Genomic DNA, 17,374 nt, shown 5'->3' with positions numbered 1-17,374 from the left:
ATTCTAAAAAGGAAAAAGGAGAGATTTTAATGAGCATGCATATGAAAGTAGAATCGATGCTAGGTTATCATACATTTGAGGTACCAACGGCAATTAAACACGGTATCGGAGCTATTAAAAATCTAGGTGAAGAGATGCAAGCTTATGGGTCAAAGAAAGTTCTTCTCGTTACGGATCCAGGAATCTATAAAGCTGGCGTAACAAAACCAGTTGAAGAAAGCTTGAAAAAAGCAGGCGTTGAGGTGGTTTTATTTAATGAAGTAGAACCAAATCCTCCAACTCGTTTAATTGCTCGAGGCTCTGCATTTTATCTTGAAAATGACTGTGATGGTCTTGTCGCTGTCGGAGGTGGATCATCAATGGATACGGCAAAAGCCATTGGGGTTGAAGTGACTCATGAAGGTAGCGTGCTTGATTACGAAGCAGCTGACGGGAAAAAACCTTTAGAGAATCGCATACCTACACTAGCAACCATTCCCACAACGGCAGGGACAGGGTCTGAAGTAACTCAATGGGCCGTTATTACAGATGAAGAGCGTGAATACAAATTTAATACGGGTGGTCCGCTAATCGCCGCTCATCTTACCATTATTGATCCAGAACTTCACACATCAATGCCTCCACATGTAACAGCTATGACTGGTATTGATGCAATCGCACACGCGGTTGAATGTTACACAATGAAGTATGCACAACCTGTAACGGACGCGGTTGCTTTACTTGCCATTGAATATGCAGCAACGTACATTCGTCGTGCTTATTCTGACGGAGATGATATAGAAGCTCGTTATGGTATGGCCCAAGCAGCAATGCTTGCTGGACTTTCTTACGGAAGTGAATCAGCTGGTGCAGCACACGCAATGAGTCAATCGCTTGGCGGAATGGTACCAGTTGCCCACGGTCAATGTGTGGCTGCGATGATGGGTCCTGTCATGGAATTTAACTGGATGGGTGCACCTGGACGCTTCGCACGCATTGCGCAAGCATTCGGTATTGATACAGCAAATATGACAACAAATGAGGCAGCCAAAGCAGCTGTGAAATATATGTACGAACTTGTCGAAGAGCTTGAAGTACCCACTTTAGAAGCACAAGGCGTTGATCCTGAACAAGTAGAACGTTGGTCAAAAGAAGCGTTAAAAGACCCACAAACTGTTGGTAATCCGCGTGATTTAACACAATCAGATTACGAGTGGATCTACAATCGTTGCTTTAACCTTGTACCTTCAACCATTTAATTTAGACGTTAAAAAGCAGAACCAACCCAGGGTTGGTTCTGCTTTTGCTATTACCGCAACTTTATTGGTAATTTTTTTAGCCCTCGAATAATTAAACTTTGGCGCCATTCTAACTCTGGTAGGTCTGCATCAAGCGCCAGATTAGGAAAGGCTTCCAGTAATACGCGGATCGCAATCTCTCCTTCTAACCTTGCCAGTGGTGCTCCTAAACAAAAATGAATCCCTTTCCCAAACGCAAGATGGGGACTTTTCTCACGCGTAATATCGAGCTTTTCAGGTTCTTTAAATACATTCGGATCATTATCAGCCGAAGCTAACGAAACGAGCACATGATCTCCTTTTTTAACTTGTTGCCCCATGAACTCAAATGATTCCCTTGCCCACCGGTCTGTGCTAAATTCAACTGGACCATTGTAGCGTAATAGTTCTTCGATAGCTTGTGAAGTTAAGGAAGGATCTTTTTTTAGTTGTTCAAATTGGTCTGGATGTGTTAATAAGGCTAACACTCCATTTGCAATTAAATTAACGGTAGTCTCATGTCCAGCAACAATTAATAACATGATCACACCATATAGCTCTCGAACCGTTAACCGATCCCCTCCTTCTTCTACTTGAATTAACTCTGACAATAAATCTTCTTTAGGCTGCAACCGTTTTGCTTCAAGTAGCTGCTCTAGGTAATGATGAAACTCATGCATTGCTGTTTCAAATTCTTCATTAAAAGATGGTTCATCGCTAACCTCAACCATCACATTCGACCAGCGTTGAAAGTCTAGACGATCTTCAGAAGGGATACCAAGTAGTTCACATATTACAATAATGGGAATTGGGAATGCATAGGCTTCAATAAACTCTATCTGTTCTTTTCCATGCATTAATGCTGCTTGTTCTTGGGCAATTTCTTCAATCCTTCCTCTTAATCGCCCAATCTTCTTTGGTGTAAACCCTCTTTGTACAAGGCTTCTAAGACGCCTATGGTCAGGAGGATCAACAAATAACATGCTATGGGCAATCGGTGTTAAATTCTCCGCCGTCACATCATCAGGAAAGACCGTTCTCATATCTTTTATGAATCGCTCATCTCTTAGCACCGCTTCAGCAGCTTCATACGAAAAAGCCATCCATGAATGCGCAATTCCATTATGAATCTTCACTTTTGCAAATGGATGATGATCGCGAATCTCTTTATAGTACGTATAAGGACTTTGGTGAAATTGTTTTGAGAATAAATCCATTGGCATTGTAGTCATTGCTTCCATCTCCCTTATTTCATTTACCTCAATACAATACATTCTAGATAAACTTAATGAATCCTTTTGTAATAATAAGGACTAAACAACGAAAAAGACCGCCTCTGCTTAAGCAGAGGCGGTCTACATTTTTATTAAGGATAGAAAACAGGTGCATTTGGACCTAGCGGAAGACCTGTGAAGATCCAAATAATAATCATAGCGGACCACGAAATTAACAACCAGATGGAGAAAGGTAACATAACAGAAATTAATGTCCCAATTCCCATATTCTTATCGTATTTCTGTGCAAACGCTATAACAATTGCAAAATAAGTCATTAGTGGTGTAATGATATTTGTAGAAGAATCGGCTACACGGTAAACTGCCTGTGCTAGCTCAGGAGAATAACCGATTTGCATCATGATTGGCACAAAAACAGGTGCCATCATTGCCCATTTCGCTGATGCACTACCAACAAATAAGTTGATAAAGGCAGTGATAATTAAGAAACCAATTACGACCATTATGCCATCCATATTAAGCGATGTGAGTAACTCACCACCATAGATTCCCATAACTAACCCTAAATTTGATTCATTAAAATATGCGACAAATTGACCTGCAGTAAAGGCAAGAACGATGAACATCCCCATTGAAGCCATTGTATCTGACATTTGGTTTGCAACGTCTTTGTCATTTTTAATTGCTTTGGTCACAATCCCATAGACCAAACCTGGAATTAAGAATAATAATAGAATAACAACAACAAGTGAATCCATAAACGGTGAAACAACAATTGGGCTATCGCCTGTCCCACGCATTGGTCCCCACTCAGGGAAAACAAGTAAGCTCATTAAACCTGCTGAAATAACAAAAGAAATCAATGCATAAATTAACCCTTTTTTCTCAATTGGCTTCAGTTTATCAAGATCCCCGGTATAATCACCCTTATATTTTCCTAAACGAGGTTCAACAACCTTTTCAGATACTAGAGTGATGACAAACGTCACTAAGAAGGTGGAAACAATAATAAACCACCAGTTCATTGCATTGTTCATTTGATCCGCATACGCTGGATCAATGGTAGCAGCAGCCTGCATTGTCATCTCACCAAGCATCGGATCAGTTGCTGATAACATTAAATTCGCACTGAATCCACCTGAAACACCCGCGAAAGCTGTTGCTAAACCAGCAAGTGGATGTCGACCAAGCGCAGCATATATAACAGCTCCCAGTGGAGGCAATACAACATAACCTGCATCAGAAGCAACGCTGGACATAACTGCCGCAAATACAAGTCCTGCTGTAATAAGACGGTTTGGAATTGAAAGCACAAAACCTCTCAAACCAGCACTTATTAACCCACTACGTTCACATATACCAATACCAAGCATTGTTGCTAAAACAACACCAAGTGGCGCAAACCCGATAAAATTGTCGACCATGCTCGTAAAGATATAAGAAATACCTTCGCCACTCAATAAGTTTTGAACCTCTACGGTTTCTCCTGGATTAGCTGGATCATCAACAGAAACTCCGAAACTTGCAATGATAGCGGAAGCAATAAGAACTAAACCAGCAAGGATTGCAAATAAATTAACTGGGTGTGGTAATTTATTTCCAACCCTTTCAATCATGTCTAAAAAGCGTTGAAAAGGTCCGCTTTTCTTTACGTTTTCTGCCATTTCTCACCCTTCTTTCTGTTCCATTTCCATTATCAATCATTATGTAAAAGATCTGACAATTTAGTAAGGAATTCTATGATAAGTACCACATGTTATACAATGTTAAACATCCATTCACAAAATTGCAAGGAACCTTTAAAAATTATACAAATAAAATTTTTCCAAAGGATCAGTTTCTTGAAAATCAAAAAGGACAGAGGTATAGAACCTCTGTCCTTTTTGATTAAATCATTACTTTACACATATCTTTAGTAAATTCAACTGGATCTTCAAGCGGGAGCCCTTCAATTAATAAAGCTTGGCTATACAATAAATTTGTATAGAGCGATAGCTTTTCTTCATCAGTATCAAAAGCATGTTGAAGTGACTTAAACACTTCATGATTGCTGTTTAATTCAAGCACTTTTTCTGCTTTTACATGTTGATTATCAGGCATAGCTTGTAAAACTTTTTCCATTTCAAGGGTAATTTCACCGTCAGCTGCAAGGAAGACGGGGTGCGTTTTTAAGCGCTTGGAAGCTCTAACGTCTTTAACTTTACCCGAAAGAATTTCTTTCATCTTAGTAAACATTTCCGTATGCTCTGGTTGAGTTTCCTCTTCTTCTTTGTTTTCATCGTTTAACTTTAAATCAGAGCTAGAAACGGAAGTGAATTCTTTTTCACTGTAAGAGCGCAACATCTTAATTGCAAATTCATCTACATCTTCAGTGAAGTAAAGAATTTCATAACCTTGCTCAGCGACCATTTCAGTTTGTGGAAGCTTCGCAATGCGATCAATGGATTCACCAGTTGCATAGTAGATCTGCGTTTGATCTTCTTTCATTCTAGAAACATAATCAGTTAGAGAAACAAGCTTTTTCTCCGTTGAAGAATAGAACATAAGCAAGTCTTGTAAATCATCCTTATTCGCACCAAAATCATTATAAACACCAAATTTAAGCTGACGACCAAAGGCTTTGTAGAACGTTTCATACTTCTCTGGTTCTTTCTTCATCATTGTTTTTAATTGGCTCTTAATTTTAGACTTGATATTTTTTGCGATTAATTGGAGCTGGCGATCATGCTGCAGCATTTCTCTAGAAATATTCAGCGAAAGGTCTTCTGAATCAACCATTCCTTTTACAAAGCTAAAGTAATCTGGGACAAGCTCCGCACTCTTCTCCATAATCAAAACGCCGTTCGCGTAAAGCTCAAGTCCTTTTTCAAATTCCTTCGAATAGTAATCAAAAGGTGTACTCTCCGGGATAAATAAGATCGCGTTGTAGCGAACCGCGCCATCAACAGCAACGTGAATATGCTCAAGCGGTTTATCAAATCCATAACGCTTGTCTTGGTAAAATTGCTCATAATCATCATCTGTTAGTTCACTTTTGTTCTTGCGCCAAATAGGAACCATACTGTTTATGGTTTGTTCTTCTTGGAATTCTGTATACTCGTCTTCATTTTCTTCATTAGGCTTACTTACCGTTACATTCATTTTTATCGGGTAGCGAATAAAATCAGAGTACTTTTTAATAATTTGCTTAAGACGGTACTCTTCTAAATAATCATCAAATGACTCTTCATCACCGTTTTCTTTTAAATGAAGCGTAATTTCGGTTCCTACTTCATTTTTCTCAGCCGGCTCAATTGTATAACCATCTGTTCCATCAGATTCCCAACGAAACGCCTCTTCGCTATCGACAGAACGACTGAGAACCGATACTTTATCAGCAACCATAAAAGCAGCGTAAAATCCAACACCAAATTGACCAATGATGTCATGTCCATCTTTAATCTCGTTTTCTTTTTTAAATGCTAGTGAGCCACTCTTGGCAATGGTTCCTAAATTGGCTTCCAGTTCAGCTTTTGTCATACCAATTCCAGTATCTTTTAACGTCAATGTCCGCGCGTCTTTATTTGCTTCTATGAAAACTGCATATTTCTCTTGCTCAAATTCGAGTGAATCGTCAGTGAGTGAGCGGTAGTACATTTTATCGATCGCATCACTAGCGTTTGAAATAAGTTCACGTAGGAAGATTTCTTTTTGAGAGTAAATTGAATTTACCATCATTTCCAGCAAACGCTTGGATTCTGCTTGGAATTGTTTTTTCTCCATCTTAAACACTCCTTCTGTCGATTGATTCTTTTTTAGCACTCTACTCTTGCGAGTGCCAACCATCTTCATTTTACCTAATTTGTTTACAACGTCAATAGGCTATTCTTGTTTTCCATTGACCTTTTCAAAAAAAGGGGACACGTAAAGGTCGGACAAAACGTCGTATTCTACGAACACTAATACAAACCCACTAAAGAAAAAACAAATCTCAGCCTTTAACGCAAAAAAACACAGCCCATAGTCTTCAGACTCGTCGACTCGTGCTGACCGTTTGAAATCCCCTTTCTTCTAATACTTGTTCTCATAAACGCTACGAAAAGACGATCAATCCGAACAAAGACTAATCATCTTTTCAGTCTGTTTATATCCTCTTGTCCTTGTCTCTTAAAAGGCATTAATCTAAATATTGGTGAACAAAGCGCAACACACGCTCCTTGTATTCTTCTGGTTTCTCAAATTTCGCTGCAACGTGGTCAGCACCAGATACAATCCATAATTTCGTTTCCCCTGTGGCTTGTGCATAAAGCTCTTCTGACATATAAGTAGGCACTAAATCATCTTGATCTCCATGAATTAAAAAAAGAGGTGGCGTGTTTCTTTTCACTTGTTTTAACGCAGATGCTTCTTCAAAGGAGTAACCAGCTTGGATTTGAGTAATGATACTCCCTAATTGAATAAAGGGAAAGCTAGGTACATTAAACAGGTTTTCTAGTTGATGTGATAACTCATCCTCAACAGATGTGTATGGACTGTCCGCCACAACCGCCTTTACCTGTTGTGGCAGCTTGTCTTCTCCAGCGGTCATCAGTGCCGTTGCTGCTCCCATCGATTCGCCATGTAGGACAATCTGGTTAATTCCTTTTTCTATAATAAGCTTTTCCAACCAATTAATTTGATCCAATCGATCTGGCCAACCAAAGCCTATAAAGTTGCCTTCACTCTTTCCGTGTGCTCTCGCATCTGGAATGAACAGATCAAACCCTTGCTCAGCATATAATGCGCCTGCTAGCCCCATCTGATCACTTACCCCTCTATATCCATGAAGCAACAATGCCAACTTATCCGTTTCTTGTTCATTTTTAATATAGCGCCCATAAAGCGTTAAGCCATCATCAGTTACTTGTTCAAGTATTTCTACTTCCTGTTGTGACAGCCACGCCTCGCCTTTTTCAATTAATTCCATCATTGTCTCAACTTCTTCATCTACATGGTTGTACTCTTCTCCAGCATAAAGCTCGAATGTATCTGTATCACGAGCAATAGCCATGTCAAACAGATAAAGGCTTGCGGCAATTAAAGCTCCAAACCCGAGCAGAACAACAGCTGATCCTGTCCACACCCATACCTTAGACTTTCTCTTCATACTCAATCTCCTCATTAGGTCTTCATTCATTTTAAAAAAGTTGATTTTATCTTCCCTAATTTGTTCGAGAATCATGAGTATAATTCCTCAATCATAATTTTAATAAACACTTTTATTGCTATAAAGAAGCTTTCCTAGATAACTTCTTAGGGACGATCATGTTCTTTTCTCACCATTAAACCAATCTGCCGGATAATCCATATGTAAAAAAGGTACTTTAGTATTTATTTCTCCCTCAATTCGCTTTATACCTAAAGAGGTTCCTTGTAGCCAGCTCTTAAAATCGATTACTGTTGGTGGTTGATTTGGTCCTAGCGTAAACCAAGCTTGTAATGCTGTTGGAAAGTAAACCGATGTGTGAATCGTTCCTGCCCAACTTTCATAGAGATCTGAAAAAATCCCTTGATCACTGTGATTAAATAACTTGTACGCCTCGTCCACAATCATTTCTTGCTGTTGATTTTCCTTTAAAACAGCAAGCCGTCGTTCTGAGTCAATTAAATGGTGACGGTTTTCTGATTTCTGTTCTTCAAAATGATTGGTACAGCGGATTGAAGTGCGGACAACAACATCACGAGGGGACGCTTCAATAATCGCTGTTTCGCCAGTGCGATCATAAACAACATAACTAAAGGAATGGCGATGGGGGATGTGTTTTAAAAGCTGAATCGCTTCCTTCACGCTAGCACATGTTTCTAGAATAAATCGCCCAATCATACAACAAATAAAACCTGCACCCGGTCGCTTTCTGTTCATAAAATTATAACCCATCGCAAGACCTGCTTCGTTAATTCCATCCATGCGCCCTGTTATGCGTTGACTTGGAGCCGCTGTCGCAAGCCCTCCATCTGATGGTTGATAGAGCATATATCTGCCATCATATGTTTTTGGATGATAATCATAGTTTCGAATTAAATAGTTAGAGCCTGTTGCAATTGAGCATCCTGATTTATTATACGGCACTCGATACCCACCAAACTCAGCTAATACCTCTTCAATTGGCCATTCCAGCGCTTGCTGCAAGCCGAGTAACTCCTGCCAAATTGGCTTTGAAATAACTTCAATCTCTCTTTTTGCTTCTTGGACGTCAATTGAAAAACGCTTTTTCCTAACCTTCCACTGATTTTCGCGATTACGAACAATATAAGAATCTTTCAACTTTAAACCTTGTTGGTAGCCAAATTATTCATGGGAGCCTCTAAAAGTAATCAGTTCACTATACACTTGCTTCATTCTTCCACCCCTATCTCCGCTTCTATTCTTCGGGCAATTTCTTGTCCAAAATGCCCTAAATCTCCATTGATATAGGCTTTCATCGTTCCAGCACCTATGCTTTCAATCAACACTTTCTCTAATTCAGGCGCTAAATGATATGGAGCTAATTCACTTTTTAACAGCACAGCCGCTCGTATCCCTACTTCTGTTGCAAGTGTCGATAATGTCGGTGCTAGCTTACTATCCCCCCGCTCAACTGTTCCAATCAATGAAAAAATATTTTTTAATGGCTTAAAAAGCTTTTCGCTCGTGTCAATAATAACGTAAGCTGACTGTCCGAACTCCATTGAACCTGCATGACCAATGATTTTAGCGTCTACAAAATAAACATGCGGGTGTCTACTACGCAATTCCGTTGAAATGAAAGCTTTGGTTGCAGTATTAACAATAATTGTATCAGTCTTGCAAAATGCCGCTACTTCAGCTGCTACAGTAGCAATTTGATCAGCTGGCACAGAGAGGAGAATTACTTCGCACGTACTTAAACCTAGTGGTTCATCCACATATTGTGCCTTTAGCTCATCTGCCAGTACTTTTGCACGCTGTGAGCTTCGGTTATACAACGTTAACGTATAATTCGATACTAGACATTTGCTAATAACAGAACCCATTCTACCCGTGCCAACAATCCCAATTCTCATATAAGCACTCCTTATATTTTGAAATTGACTCTTTAAGCAGTATACATTGTATGGCTTTTCCAACACAAAAAAAGAACTTGGCATGGTTTTTGCATTATAAATAGGGAATCGAATTTGAAGGAGGATTTTTATGTTACAACCATACAAACACGAACCATTCACAGATTTTACAATCGAGGAAAATAAACAAGCTTTGCTCGACGCGATAAAGAAAGTCGAATCTGAACTAGGTGGACATTATCCCCTTGTGATAAACGGTGAGCGCGTTGACACTGAGCAAAAAATTACATCTTATAATCCCTCTAATAAATCCGAAGTAATCGGAACAACTGGAAAAGCAACGAAAGAACACGCGGAGCAAGCCATTCAAGCAGCAAGCACTGCATTTGAATCTTGGAGAAAAGTAACTCCTGCAGAGCGAGCGAATATTCTTGTTCGCGCAGCAGCTATTGTCCGTCGACGTAAGCATGAATTCTCTGCTTTACTTGTAAAAGAAGGTGGAAAGCCTTGGAAAGAGGCAGATGGTGATACAGCTGAAGGAATTGATTTCTTAGAATACTATGCACGTCAAATGATTGAATTAGCAAACGGCAAACCAATCATCAGTCGCGAAGGTGAACAAAACAGCTACGTCTACACGCCAACAGGTGTAACGGTTGTCATCTCGCCTTGGAACTTTGCTTTTGCCATCATGGCTGGAACGACTGTAGCACCTTTAGTTACAGGGAATACGGTTCTTCTTAAACCAGCAAGCACAACGCCTGTAATCGCTGCAAAATTTGTAGAAGTATTAGAAGAAGCTGGCGTACCTAAAGGCGTGATTAACTTTGTCCCAGGTAGCGGAAGTGAAGTCGGTGATTACTTAGTCGAGCATCCAAAAACAGCGTTAATTACGTTCACTGGTTCTCGCGATGTCGGCGTGCGCTTATACGAAAAAGCAGCAGTTGTTCAAAAAGAGCAAAACCACTTAAAACGCGTTATCGTTGAAATGGGTGGAAAAGATACAGTTGTTGTAGATAGCGAAGCCGATATTGAAACAGCTGTAGACGCTATTGTCGTATCTGCGTTTGGCTTCTCTGGTCAGAAATGTTCAGCAGGCTCAAGAGCGGTTATCCATGCAGACGTTTATGATGAAGTCGTTGAGAAAGTGGCTGCACGCACAAAAGAATTGACGGTTGGAAATCCAGCTGAAGCAACTAACAACTATATGGGACCAGTAATTGATCAAGCAGCATTTGATAAAATCACAGGCTATATCGAGATTGGAAACGATGAAGGAAAGCTGGTTGCAGGCGGTAAAAGTGACAGCTCAACTGGATTCTTTATTGATCCAACTGTGTTCGTTGATGTTGATCCAAAAGCCCGCATCATGCAGGAAGAAATTTTTGGTCCTGTTTTAGCAATTAGCAAAGCTTCAAGCTATGATGAAGCGTTAGAAATTGCGAATAACACAGAGTATGGCTTAACGGGTGCTGTTATAACAAACAATCGTGCTAAAATTGAGCAAGCAAAGCAAGATTTTCACGTTGGGAATCTTTATTTTAACCGCAATTGTACAGGTGCAATTGTAGGGTACCATCCTTTCGGTGGCTTTAAGATGTCCGGTACAGATTCTAAAGCGGGCGGACCAGATTACCTTGCACTACACATGCAAGCAAAAACAATCTCAGAAATGTATTAAACATTAAAAGACACGTTCTGTCGAACGTGTCTTTTTTGTCTATACAATGTTGTCTATTTAGACACTTTTGTTTATACATTTAACTGTTTTAATTTGTTATATAGGGTCGCTCTTGAAATACCCAGCATTTTCGCTGCCGCTGATTTATTTCCATACGTTTTCTGTAATGCTAATTCAATATCATGACGTTCATCTTTAATTGATCGTACAGTTGAAGATAAGTGCTTCCCCTGCCTCTGAAAAGCCTCAGGTAAGTGGTACCAATGAATAATCGATTCCGCATCATTTGTTAAAATAACGACTCGTTCGACCAAGTTACGGAGCTGTCTAATATTCCCTTCCCAGCGATGGTTCATTAACATATACATCACTTCTGCATCAAAAGTAGGTACTACCTTCTCATATCGGACTGCAAATTCATGAGCAAAACGTTGGATTAATTCGGGCAAATCCTCCATGCGTTCACGAAGTGGTGGGATGTGTATTTGTATAACATGTAGTCGGTAATATAGATCTTCTCTGAATGTACCTGCTTCAATCATTTCCTCTAAATTTCGATTCGTAGCTGCTACAATGCGTACGTCTAGAGGAATTGCCTTATGCTCACCTACTCGATAGTAAAGACGCTCTTGCAGAACTCTCAGCAGTTTGACCTGTAGTTCCAGTGGCATTTCCGCAACTTCATCCAGAAACAATGTACCCCCTTTTGCCGCATCTAACTTCCCTTTTTTTCCGCCTTTCACCGCACCAGTAAACGCACCTTGAGCGTAGCCAAATAGCTCACTTTCAAATAAAGCTGCTGGAATCGCACCACAATTTATCGCTATAAAAGGAGAATCCCTTCGATTACTCGCTTGATGAACGCCTTCAGCAAATAATTCCTTCCCCACACCACTTTCTCCTGTTAATAATAGATTGGCATCCGTTTTCGCTACTTTTTTAGACATCTCAATCGCCTGTTTAATTGGTTTACTCGTTCCTATTATTGTTTCAAAAGGGAGCTCGCTAACATGTCCATTTAAATCATGTAAACTTGCTGTAGTGGTCGTTAATGTTTCATTTAATTTGACAACATCCGTAATATCACGCTCAATTGAAATTCCACCAATACATTCAATTCCTTGAAAAACAGGAACCGTGTTTACAATTACATGTAGCCCTTGTTTTGGTTGATTGTATTGGTTCATAACCGGTTGTTTATCTTTCATCACTGACCATAAAACAAGCGCTTCTTCGTCAAAGAATTGACTCAATGGACGACCTTTTACTTCATCATGATTTAACTGATAAAGTTCCTCTGAACGATGATTGATAGCAAGTACTTCACTTGATTCATTAACAATGGTTACTGCATCATTCATAGCTCTAAGGATCGTTTCTTGAAAAGAATGAAGGCGCTTTAATTCATTTAGTAACAATGAACTTAAGTCAGCTTTATCAATGAGACCCACAATTTGTTGGTCACTATTGAACGTATATATGTTCTTGTCATTTTCAGAAAATACAGGAATCTGACTCAACAATGTAGACTCAGGTAATTGCCATCCGTCACGGTCAGGTTCTTCATTAAATGGTCTGGCAACATCTTTTAACGTTGTTTGCATAACACAGACCTCCACATTTATTTTTAGACACTTTAGACACTTATGTCTTTACATACATACATTTTAGACGATTACTAAAAAAATAACTAGTTTAATCTCTCAATCTAACTTGGCATCGTTTTTGCATTACTTATTGTATAGGTTTGATCTCATCTTAGGAGGAATGACACATGGTCCTAGAACAACCACTTCGCTCATTTTTTATGCAGCTCGCCAAAAGCAAACCACTCAATAAAGCAGCTAAAAAATGGGGCCTGAAGTTCGGAGCATCACAAGTTGTTGCCGGCGCGACGCTTGAAGATGCCATGAAAAATGTTCAGTTACTTAATTCAAAAGGCTTACACTGTACACTAGATCACTTAGGTGAGTTTGTTACAGAAAAAGAAGAGGCAATCGAAGCAACTGAAGCGTGCTTAAATGTACTTCGAGCAATCAACGAGACTGGCGCTATGTGTAACCTCTCTTTAAAAATGACTCAGCTTGGCTTAGATATTGATGAAGAGTTCTGTCTCGACAATATGAAACGCATTTGTCAAACTGCCTTAAGTTTTAACATATTCATTCGTATCGATATGGAAGATTATTCTCACTGCGAACAAACCTTACGCATTCTATCCATTTTACGCAAAGATTATGACAATGTCGGCACTGTTATTCAAGCCTATTTACACCGTTCAGAAGCCGATGTCGCCGCATTAAAAGGCGTTCCGCTAAGACTTGTAAAAGGTGCTTACAAAGAATCTGAAAAAGTAGCCTTTCAAGACAAAGCAAAAGTTGATGAAAATTATATAACCATTATTCAAAATCATCTTGATAGTGGTAGCTACACTGCCATCGCCTCACACGATCATATGATCATCGATAAGGTGAAGGCTTATGCAGATAAGAACAAAATCCCTAAAGAACAATTTGAATTTCAAATGCTGTATGGATTCCGCGAAGCTCTGCAAAAAGAGCTAATGGAAGAGGGCTATAAAGTAAGACTCTATGTACCATTTGGAACAGATTGGTTTGGTTACTTTATGAGACGCCTAGCTGAACGTCCTCAAAACATCGCCTTTGCATTACGAGGGTTTTTCAAAAAATAAAAAATGAAAAAACCTAATCCTACTAAATAGGATTAGGTTTTTTGTCATATATAGTTTATTTTCTACTGAGAAAGTTTTATTAAAAATTCGTAATTTAGCTGATGAATGGAGGAAACAAACTCAGCAAAAGATAAGCCTCAGGAATAATTTACGTTCAACCTCGCTTACTTTATTAACATAGAGAACTTCAAATCTCACCACAAAAAAAAACGCATTTCTTAATTAGTTCAGCCGCCCTTTTTTCTTCTTTTATTAAATTTGTAAGACCCAATATGACCTATGTGCATATGTGTATATCAAATGGTTTTTAATAAAGGAGATTAGGATAAGCATGGATAATAGCAACTGCAATAACTGCAACCGATCGTTCTGTCAATGCAACTCCATCCAACATTTTATGCGCACCCCTTCAAATGGTGGAGGAAACGATGGTTGTCAAATATGTATCGGCATAACTGGACCTACCGGACCTACTGGACCTGGTAATGGCGGAATAACTGGTATAACGGGTCCTACTTTTATTAATCCACCAACTGGTGCTACTGGGCCGACTGGTCCTACCGGGCCGACTGGGCCTGGTGGTGGGGCTACTGGTGTTACTGGCGCTACTGGCTTAACAGGCGTTACTGGGCCTACTGGCGACACTGGTGCTACTGGCTTAACAGGCGTTACTGGTGCTACTGGTGACACTGGCGCTACTGGATTACCGGGTGTTACTGGGCCTACTGGCGACACTGGTGCTACTGGATTACCAGGCGTTACTGGACCTACTGGTGCTACTGGATTACCGGGTATTACTGGGCCTACTGGTGACACTGGTGCTACTGGATTACCGGGTATTACCGGGCCTACTGGTGACACTGGTGCTACTGGCTTACCGGGCGTTACTGGGCCTACTGGACTACCGGGTATTACTGGAGTTGCCGGTTCCGGATCTATTATGCCATTTGCTTCGGGATTACCAACGGCATTGACCACAGTAGTGGGCGGTCTTGTTGGCACTACAAGCTTAGTAGGGTTCGGTAATTCACTTGTCGGTGTTAGTTTGTTAGGCGGAGACACTATTGACCTTACAGGAGCTGCTGGAACATTACTCAATTTTGCATTCTCAGTTCCACGTGACGGCACAATCACTTCCTTAACAGGGTTTTTCAGCACCACAGCTGCTTTGTCTCTTGTTGGTTCTAGCATTACCATTTCAGCACAAGTCTTCCGCTCTGCCGGGCCTACTCCAACAAATACGTTTACAGCTATTCCGGGGGCAATTGTAACGTTAACTCCTGACCTGACTGGAGTCCTTGCTCTAGGTACTATTTCTAGTGGAACTGCGACAGGACTTTCCATTCCAGTAACGGCTGGAGATCGCCTTTTATTGGTGTTCTCAGCTACAGCTTCTGGTCTAACCCTTGTTAACACCGTTGCAGGTTATGCAAGCGGCGGTTTAGCAATCAGCTAAATATTACTATCTCCTACCTTGTTAATAGGTGGGAGATTTTTCGTATGATCTCGTATTATAACAGGGAAATACATACCAATCTTTTTAACCTCACTAAACGTTACATCTCTTCCTTCGCTCGTTAGGAACCAATTATTCTTTGCAATGGTAGATTGACCTGTTGCTGGTCTAATGAAAAAGGTTGTTTTTTCTGAAACCATTGAAAAGGTTAACAGAACACGTCTTGCATGACTTGGTTTCGTAACGAGAATGATTTTTGAATATGCGAGTTTCTTTTCTTTTAAACTAATTAGCGCATTTTTTGCATTTTCATAAGTGTTACTTGCACATTCTTCAATAAAAATTGCCGTTTCAGGCACGCCTAACGATAAGCCTATTTCTTTAAGGTATTTTGCTTCGGTCTGTGACAACTTAGAATTAGGACCACCTGTAATAAGAATATATGGTGCAAAACCATCGTGATATAAGAGAGCTGCTTCTTTAATTAATTCAGTTCGACTTGAACCAGGTATAATGATAATATCTGACCTTTCTATCTGTGTCTCTGCGTATATGAAATCAGTTATACTTTGAAAAATAGTATTCAAAACTTCTCCTCCTTAACTATCTCTTAATAGCAAAATCATTTCTCTTTTATTTGTAACATAACCTTTATCTAGTTTGTAAGTATAAGGATGATCTATTTGCTCACGTCTCTACTTTGCATAGAATTATTTTTCTATCTTTACAGTGAATGACACAGGAAATGACCGTTCTAAGTATAGACGAAAAAAGACACCTATTCAGGTGTCTTTCTGATCGCCCGGCAACGGTCTTGGCTCCGCGGTGGTTTCCTACGGGGACGCTAAGTCATGATGCTGTTTCTTTGAAGCGACTTCATGATGGTTTACGAAAACAACCCCTCCGTCTCACAGGGGAGCACGCTGCTTATTCGATGAAGACGATTCATGATGTTTTCTTATAAAGTGCTTATGTCTCGTTTTTGTCTTATCCCTTATTGTAGCTACTTCTTCGAAGTAGCGCTCTTTTGCTTTGAGCGTACACGAAAAAAAACACCCTTTCAGGTGTCTTTCGGTTTGCCCGGCAACGTTCTTGGCTCCGCGGTGGTTTCTTACGGGGCCACTGAGTCATGATGCTGTTGCTTTGAAGCGACTTCATGATGGTTTACGAAAACAACCCCTCCGTCTCACAGGGGAGCACGTTGCTTTCTCGGTGAAGACGATTCATGATGTTTTCTTATAAAGTGGTTATTTCTCGCATTTGTCTTATCCTTTATTTTTTCTCCTTCTTCGAAGCAGTACTCTTTTGCTTTGAGGAGAATCGAAAAAATAGACACCTTTTCAGGTGTCTTTCTGATCGCCCGGCAACGTTCTTGGCTCCGCGGTGGTTTCCTACGGGGACGCTGAGTCATGATGCTGTTGCTTCGAAGCGACTTCATGATGGTTTACGAAAACAACCCCTCCGTCTCACAGGGGAGCACGTTGCTTTCTCGATGAAGACGACTCATGATGTTTTCTTATAAAGTGCTTATTTCTCGTATTTGTCTTATCCCTTATTGTAGCTCCTTCTTCGAAGTAGCGCTCTTTTGCTTTGAGGAGAATCGAAAAAAAAGACACCTATTCAGGTGTCTTTCTGATCGCCCGGCAACGTTCTTGGCTCCGCGGTGGTTTCCTACGGGGACGCTGAGTCATGATGCTGTTGCTTTGAAGCGACTTCATGATGGTTTACGAAAACAACCCCTCCGTCTCACAGGGGAGCACGTTGCTTTCTCGGTGAAGACGATTCATGATGTTTTCTTATAAAGTGGTTATTTCTCGTATTTGTCTTATCCTTTATTTTTTCTCCTTCTTCGAAGTAGTACTCTTTTGCTTTGAGGAGACTCGAAAAAAAAGACACCTTTTCAGGTGTCTTTCTCATCGCCCGGCAACGTTCTACTCTCACAGGGGGAAGCCCCCAACTACCATCGACGCAAAAGAGCTTAACGGCCGTGTTCGGCATGGGAACGGGTGTGAC

11 protein-coding genes, 1 rRNA gene and 1 pseudogene are annotated in these 17,374 nt (G+C 40.3%); 4 read left to right on the top strand and 9 right to left on the bottom strand.

From position 1 onward, the window contains the following. The first annotated feature begins 29 nt into the window (after positions 1-29). Positions 30-1,238: a choline dehydrogenase gene (gbsB, locus tag JOC54_RS10625; RefSeq protein WP_204466293.1), complete on the top strand. Its 1,209-nt coding sequence runs from the start codon at positions 30-32 to the stop codon at positions 1,236-1,238. 50 nt (positions 1,239-1,288) lie between these two features. On the opposite strand, the gene JOC54_RS10620 is transcribed toward gbsB, so the two are convergent. The 6 genes and pseudogenes from JOC54_RS10620 to JOC54_RS10595 all read right to left on the bottom strand — a co-directional run bounded on the left by JOC54_RS10620 (position 1,289) and on the right by JOC54_RS10595 (position 9,616). Beyond that, the gene (locus JOC54_RS10620) at positions 1,289-2,488 is read right to left on the bottom strand and encodes a cytochrome P450 family protein (protein ID WP_204466292.1); all 1,200 of its coding nucleotides are present in this window, start codon (positions 2,486-2,488) and stop codon (positions 1,289-1,291) included. A gap of 134 nt (positions 2,489-2,622) precedes the next feature. Then, a complete protein-coding gene (locus tag JOC54_RS10615; RefSeq protein WP_204466291.1) occupies positions 2,623-4,155 on the bottom strand; it encodes an AbgT family transporter in 1,533 nt (510 codons plus the stop codon). Positions 4,156-4,378: 223 nt separating this feature from the next. Beyond that, positions 4,379-6,253 (bottom strand): molecular chaperone HtpG, encoded by a 1,875-nt coding sequence (htpG, locus tag JOC54_RS10610; protein ID WP_204466290.1) that lies wholly within the window; start codon positions 6,251-6,253, stop codon positions 4,379-4,381. 394 nt (positions 6,254-6,647) lie between these two features. Next, a complete protein-coding gene (locus JOC54_RS10605) occupies positions 6,648-7,616 on the bottom strand; it encodes an alpha/beta hydrolase (protein WP_204466288.1) in 969 nt (322 codons plus the stop codon). Between the two features lie 156 nt (positions 7,617-7,772). Beyond that, positions 7,773-8,786 (bottom strand): annotated as a pseudogene (locus JOC54_RS10600) (C45 family autoproteolytic acyltransferase/hydrolase); the annotation flags it as partial. 59 nt (positions 8,787-8,845) lie between these two features. After that, positions 8,846-9,616: an NAD(P)-binding domain-containing protein gene (locus JOC54_RS10595; protein WP_275582699.1), complete on the bottom strand. Its 771-nt coding sequence runs from the start codon at positions 9,614-9,616 to the stop codon at positions 8,846-8,848. Between the two features lie 46 nt (positions 9,617-9,662). On the opposite strand from JOC54_RS10595, the gene pruA reads away from it, so the two are divergent. Continuing rightward, positions 9,663-11,213: an L-glutamate gamma-semialdehyde dehydrogenase gene (gene pruA, locus JOC54_RS10590; RefSeq protein WP_204466283.1), complete on the top strand. Its 1,551-nt coding sequence runs from the start codon at positions 9,663-9,665 to the stop codon at positions 11,211-11,213. A gap of 71 nt (positions 11,214-11,284) precedes the next feature. Here pruA and JOC54_RS10585 read toward each other — a convergent pair whose 3' ends face one another. Then, on the bottom strand, positions 11,285-12,817 hold the full coding sequence (locus JOC54_RS10585; protein ID WP_204466281.1) for a sigma-54 interaction domain-containing protein: 1,533 nt from the start codon (positions 12,815-12,817) through the stop codon (positions 11,285-11,287). Positions 12,818-12,987: 170 nt separating this feature from the next. On the opposite strand from JOC54_RS10585, the gene JOC54_RS10580 reads away from it, so the two are divergent. Together JOC54_RS10580 and JOC54_RS10575 are read left to right on the top strand one after the other, a co-directional pair. Next, positions 12,988-13,905 carry a proline dehydrogenase family protein gene (locus tag JOC54_RS10580; RefSeq protein ID WP_204466279.1) on the top strand — a complete coding sequence of 306 codons (918 nt, stop codon included), beginning with the start codon at positions 12,988-12,990 and terminating at the stop codon, positions 13,903-13,905. Positions 13,906-14,236: 331 nt separating this feature from the next. Continuing rightward, positions 14,237-15,361: an exosporium glycoprotein BclB-related protein gene (locus JOC54_RS10575; protein ID WP_204466277.1), complete on the top strand. Its 1,125-nt coding sequence runs from the start codon at positions 14,237-14,239 to the stop codon at positions 15,359-15,361. Here the strand turns inward: JOC54_RS10575 and JOC54_RS10570 are convergent. Both JOC54_RS10570 and rrf read right to left on the bottom strand, forming a co-directional pair. After that, positions 15,358-15,948 (bottom strand): YdcF family protein, encoded by a 591-nt coding sequence (locus JOC54_RS10570; RefSeq protein ID WP_204466275.1) that lies wholly within the window; start codon positions 15,946-15,948, stop codon positions 15,358-15,360. The two genes, JOC54_RS10575 and JOC54_RS10570, sit on opposite strands and share 4 nt — an antisense overlap. 1,331 nt (positions 15,949-17,279) lie before the next feature. Continuing rightward, a 5S ribosomal RNA gene (rrf, locus tag JOC54_RS10565) occupies positions 17,280-17,374 on the bottom strand; the annotation flags it as partial.

It is taken from the genome of Shouchella xiaoxiensis (genome assembly GCF_016907895.1).
Lineage (GTDB): Bacteria > Bacillota > Bacilli > Bacillales > Bacillaceae_D > Shouchella > Shouchella xiaoxiensis.
This window is presented reverse-complemented; position numbering and strand designations above follow the sequence as displayed.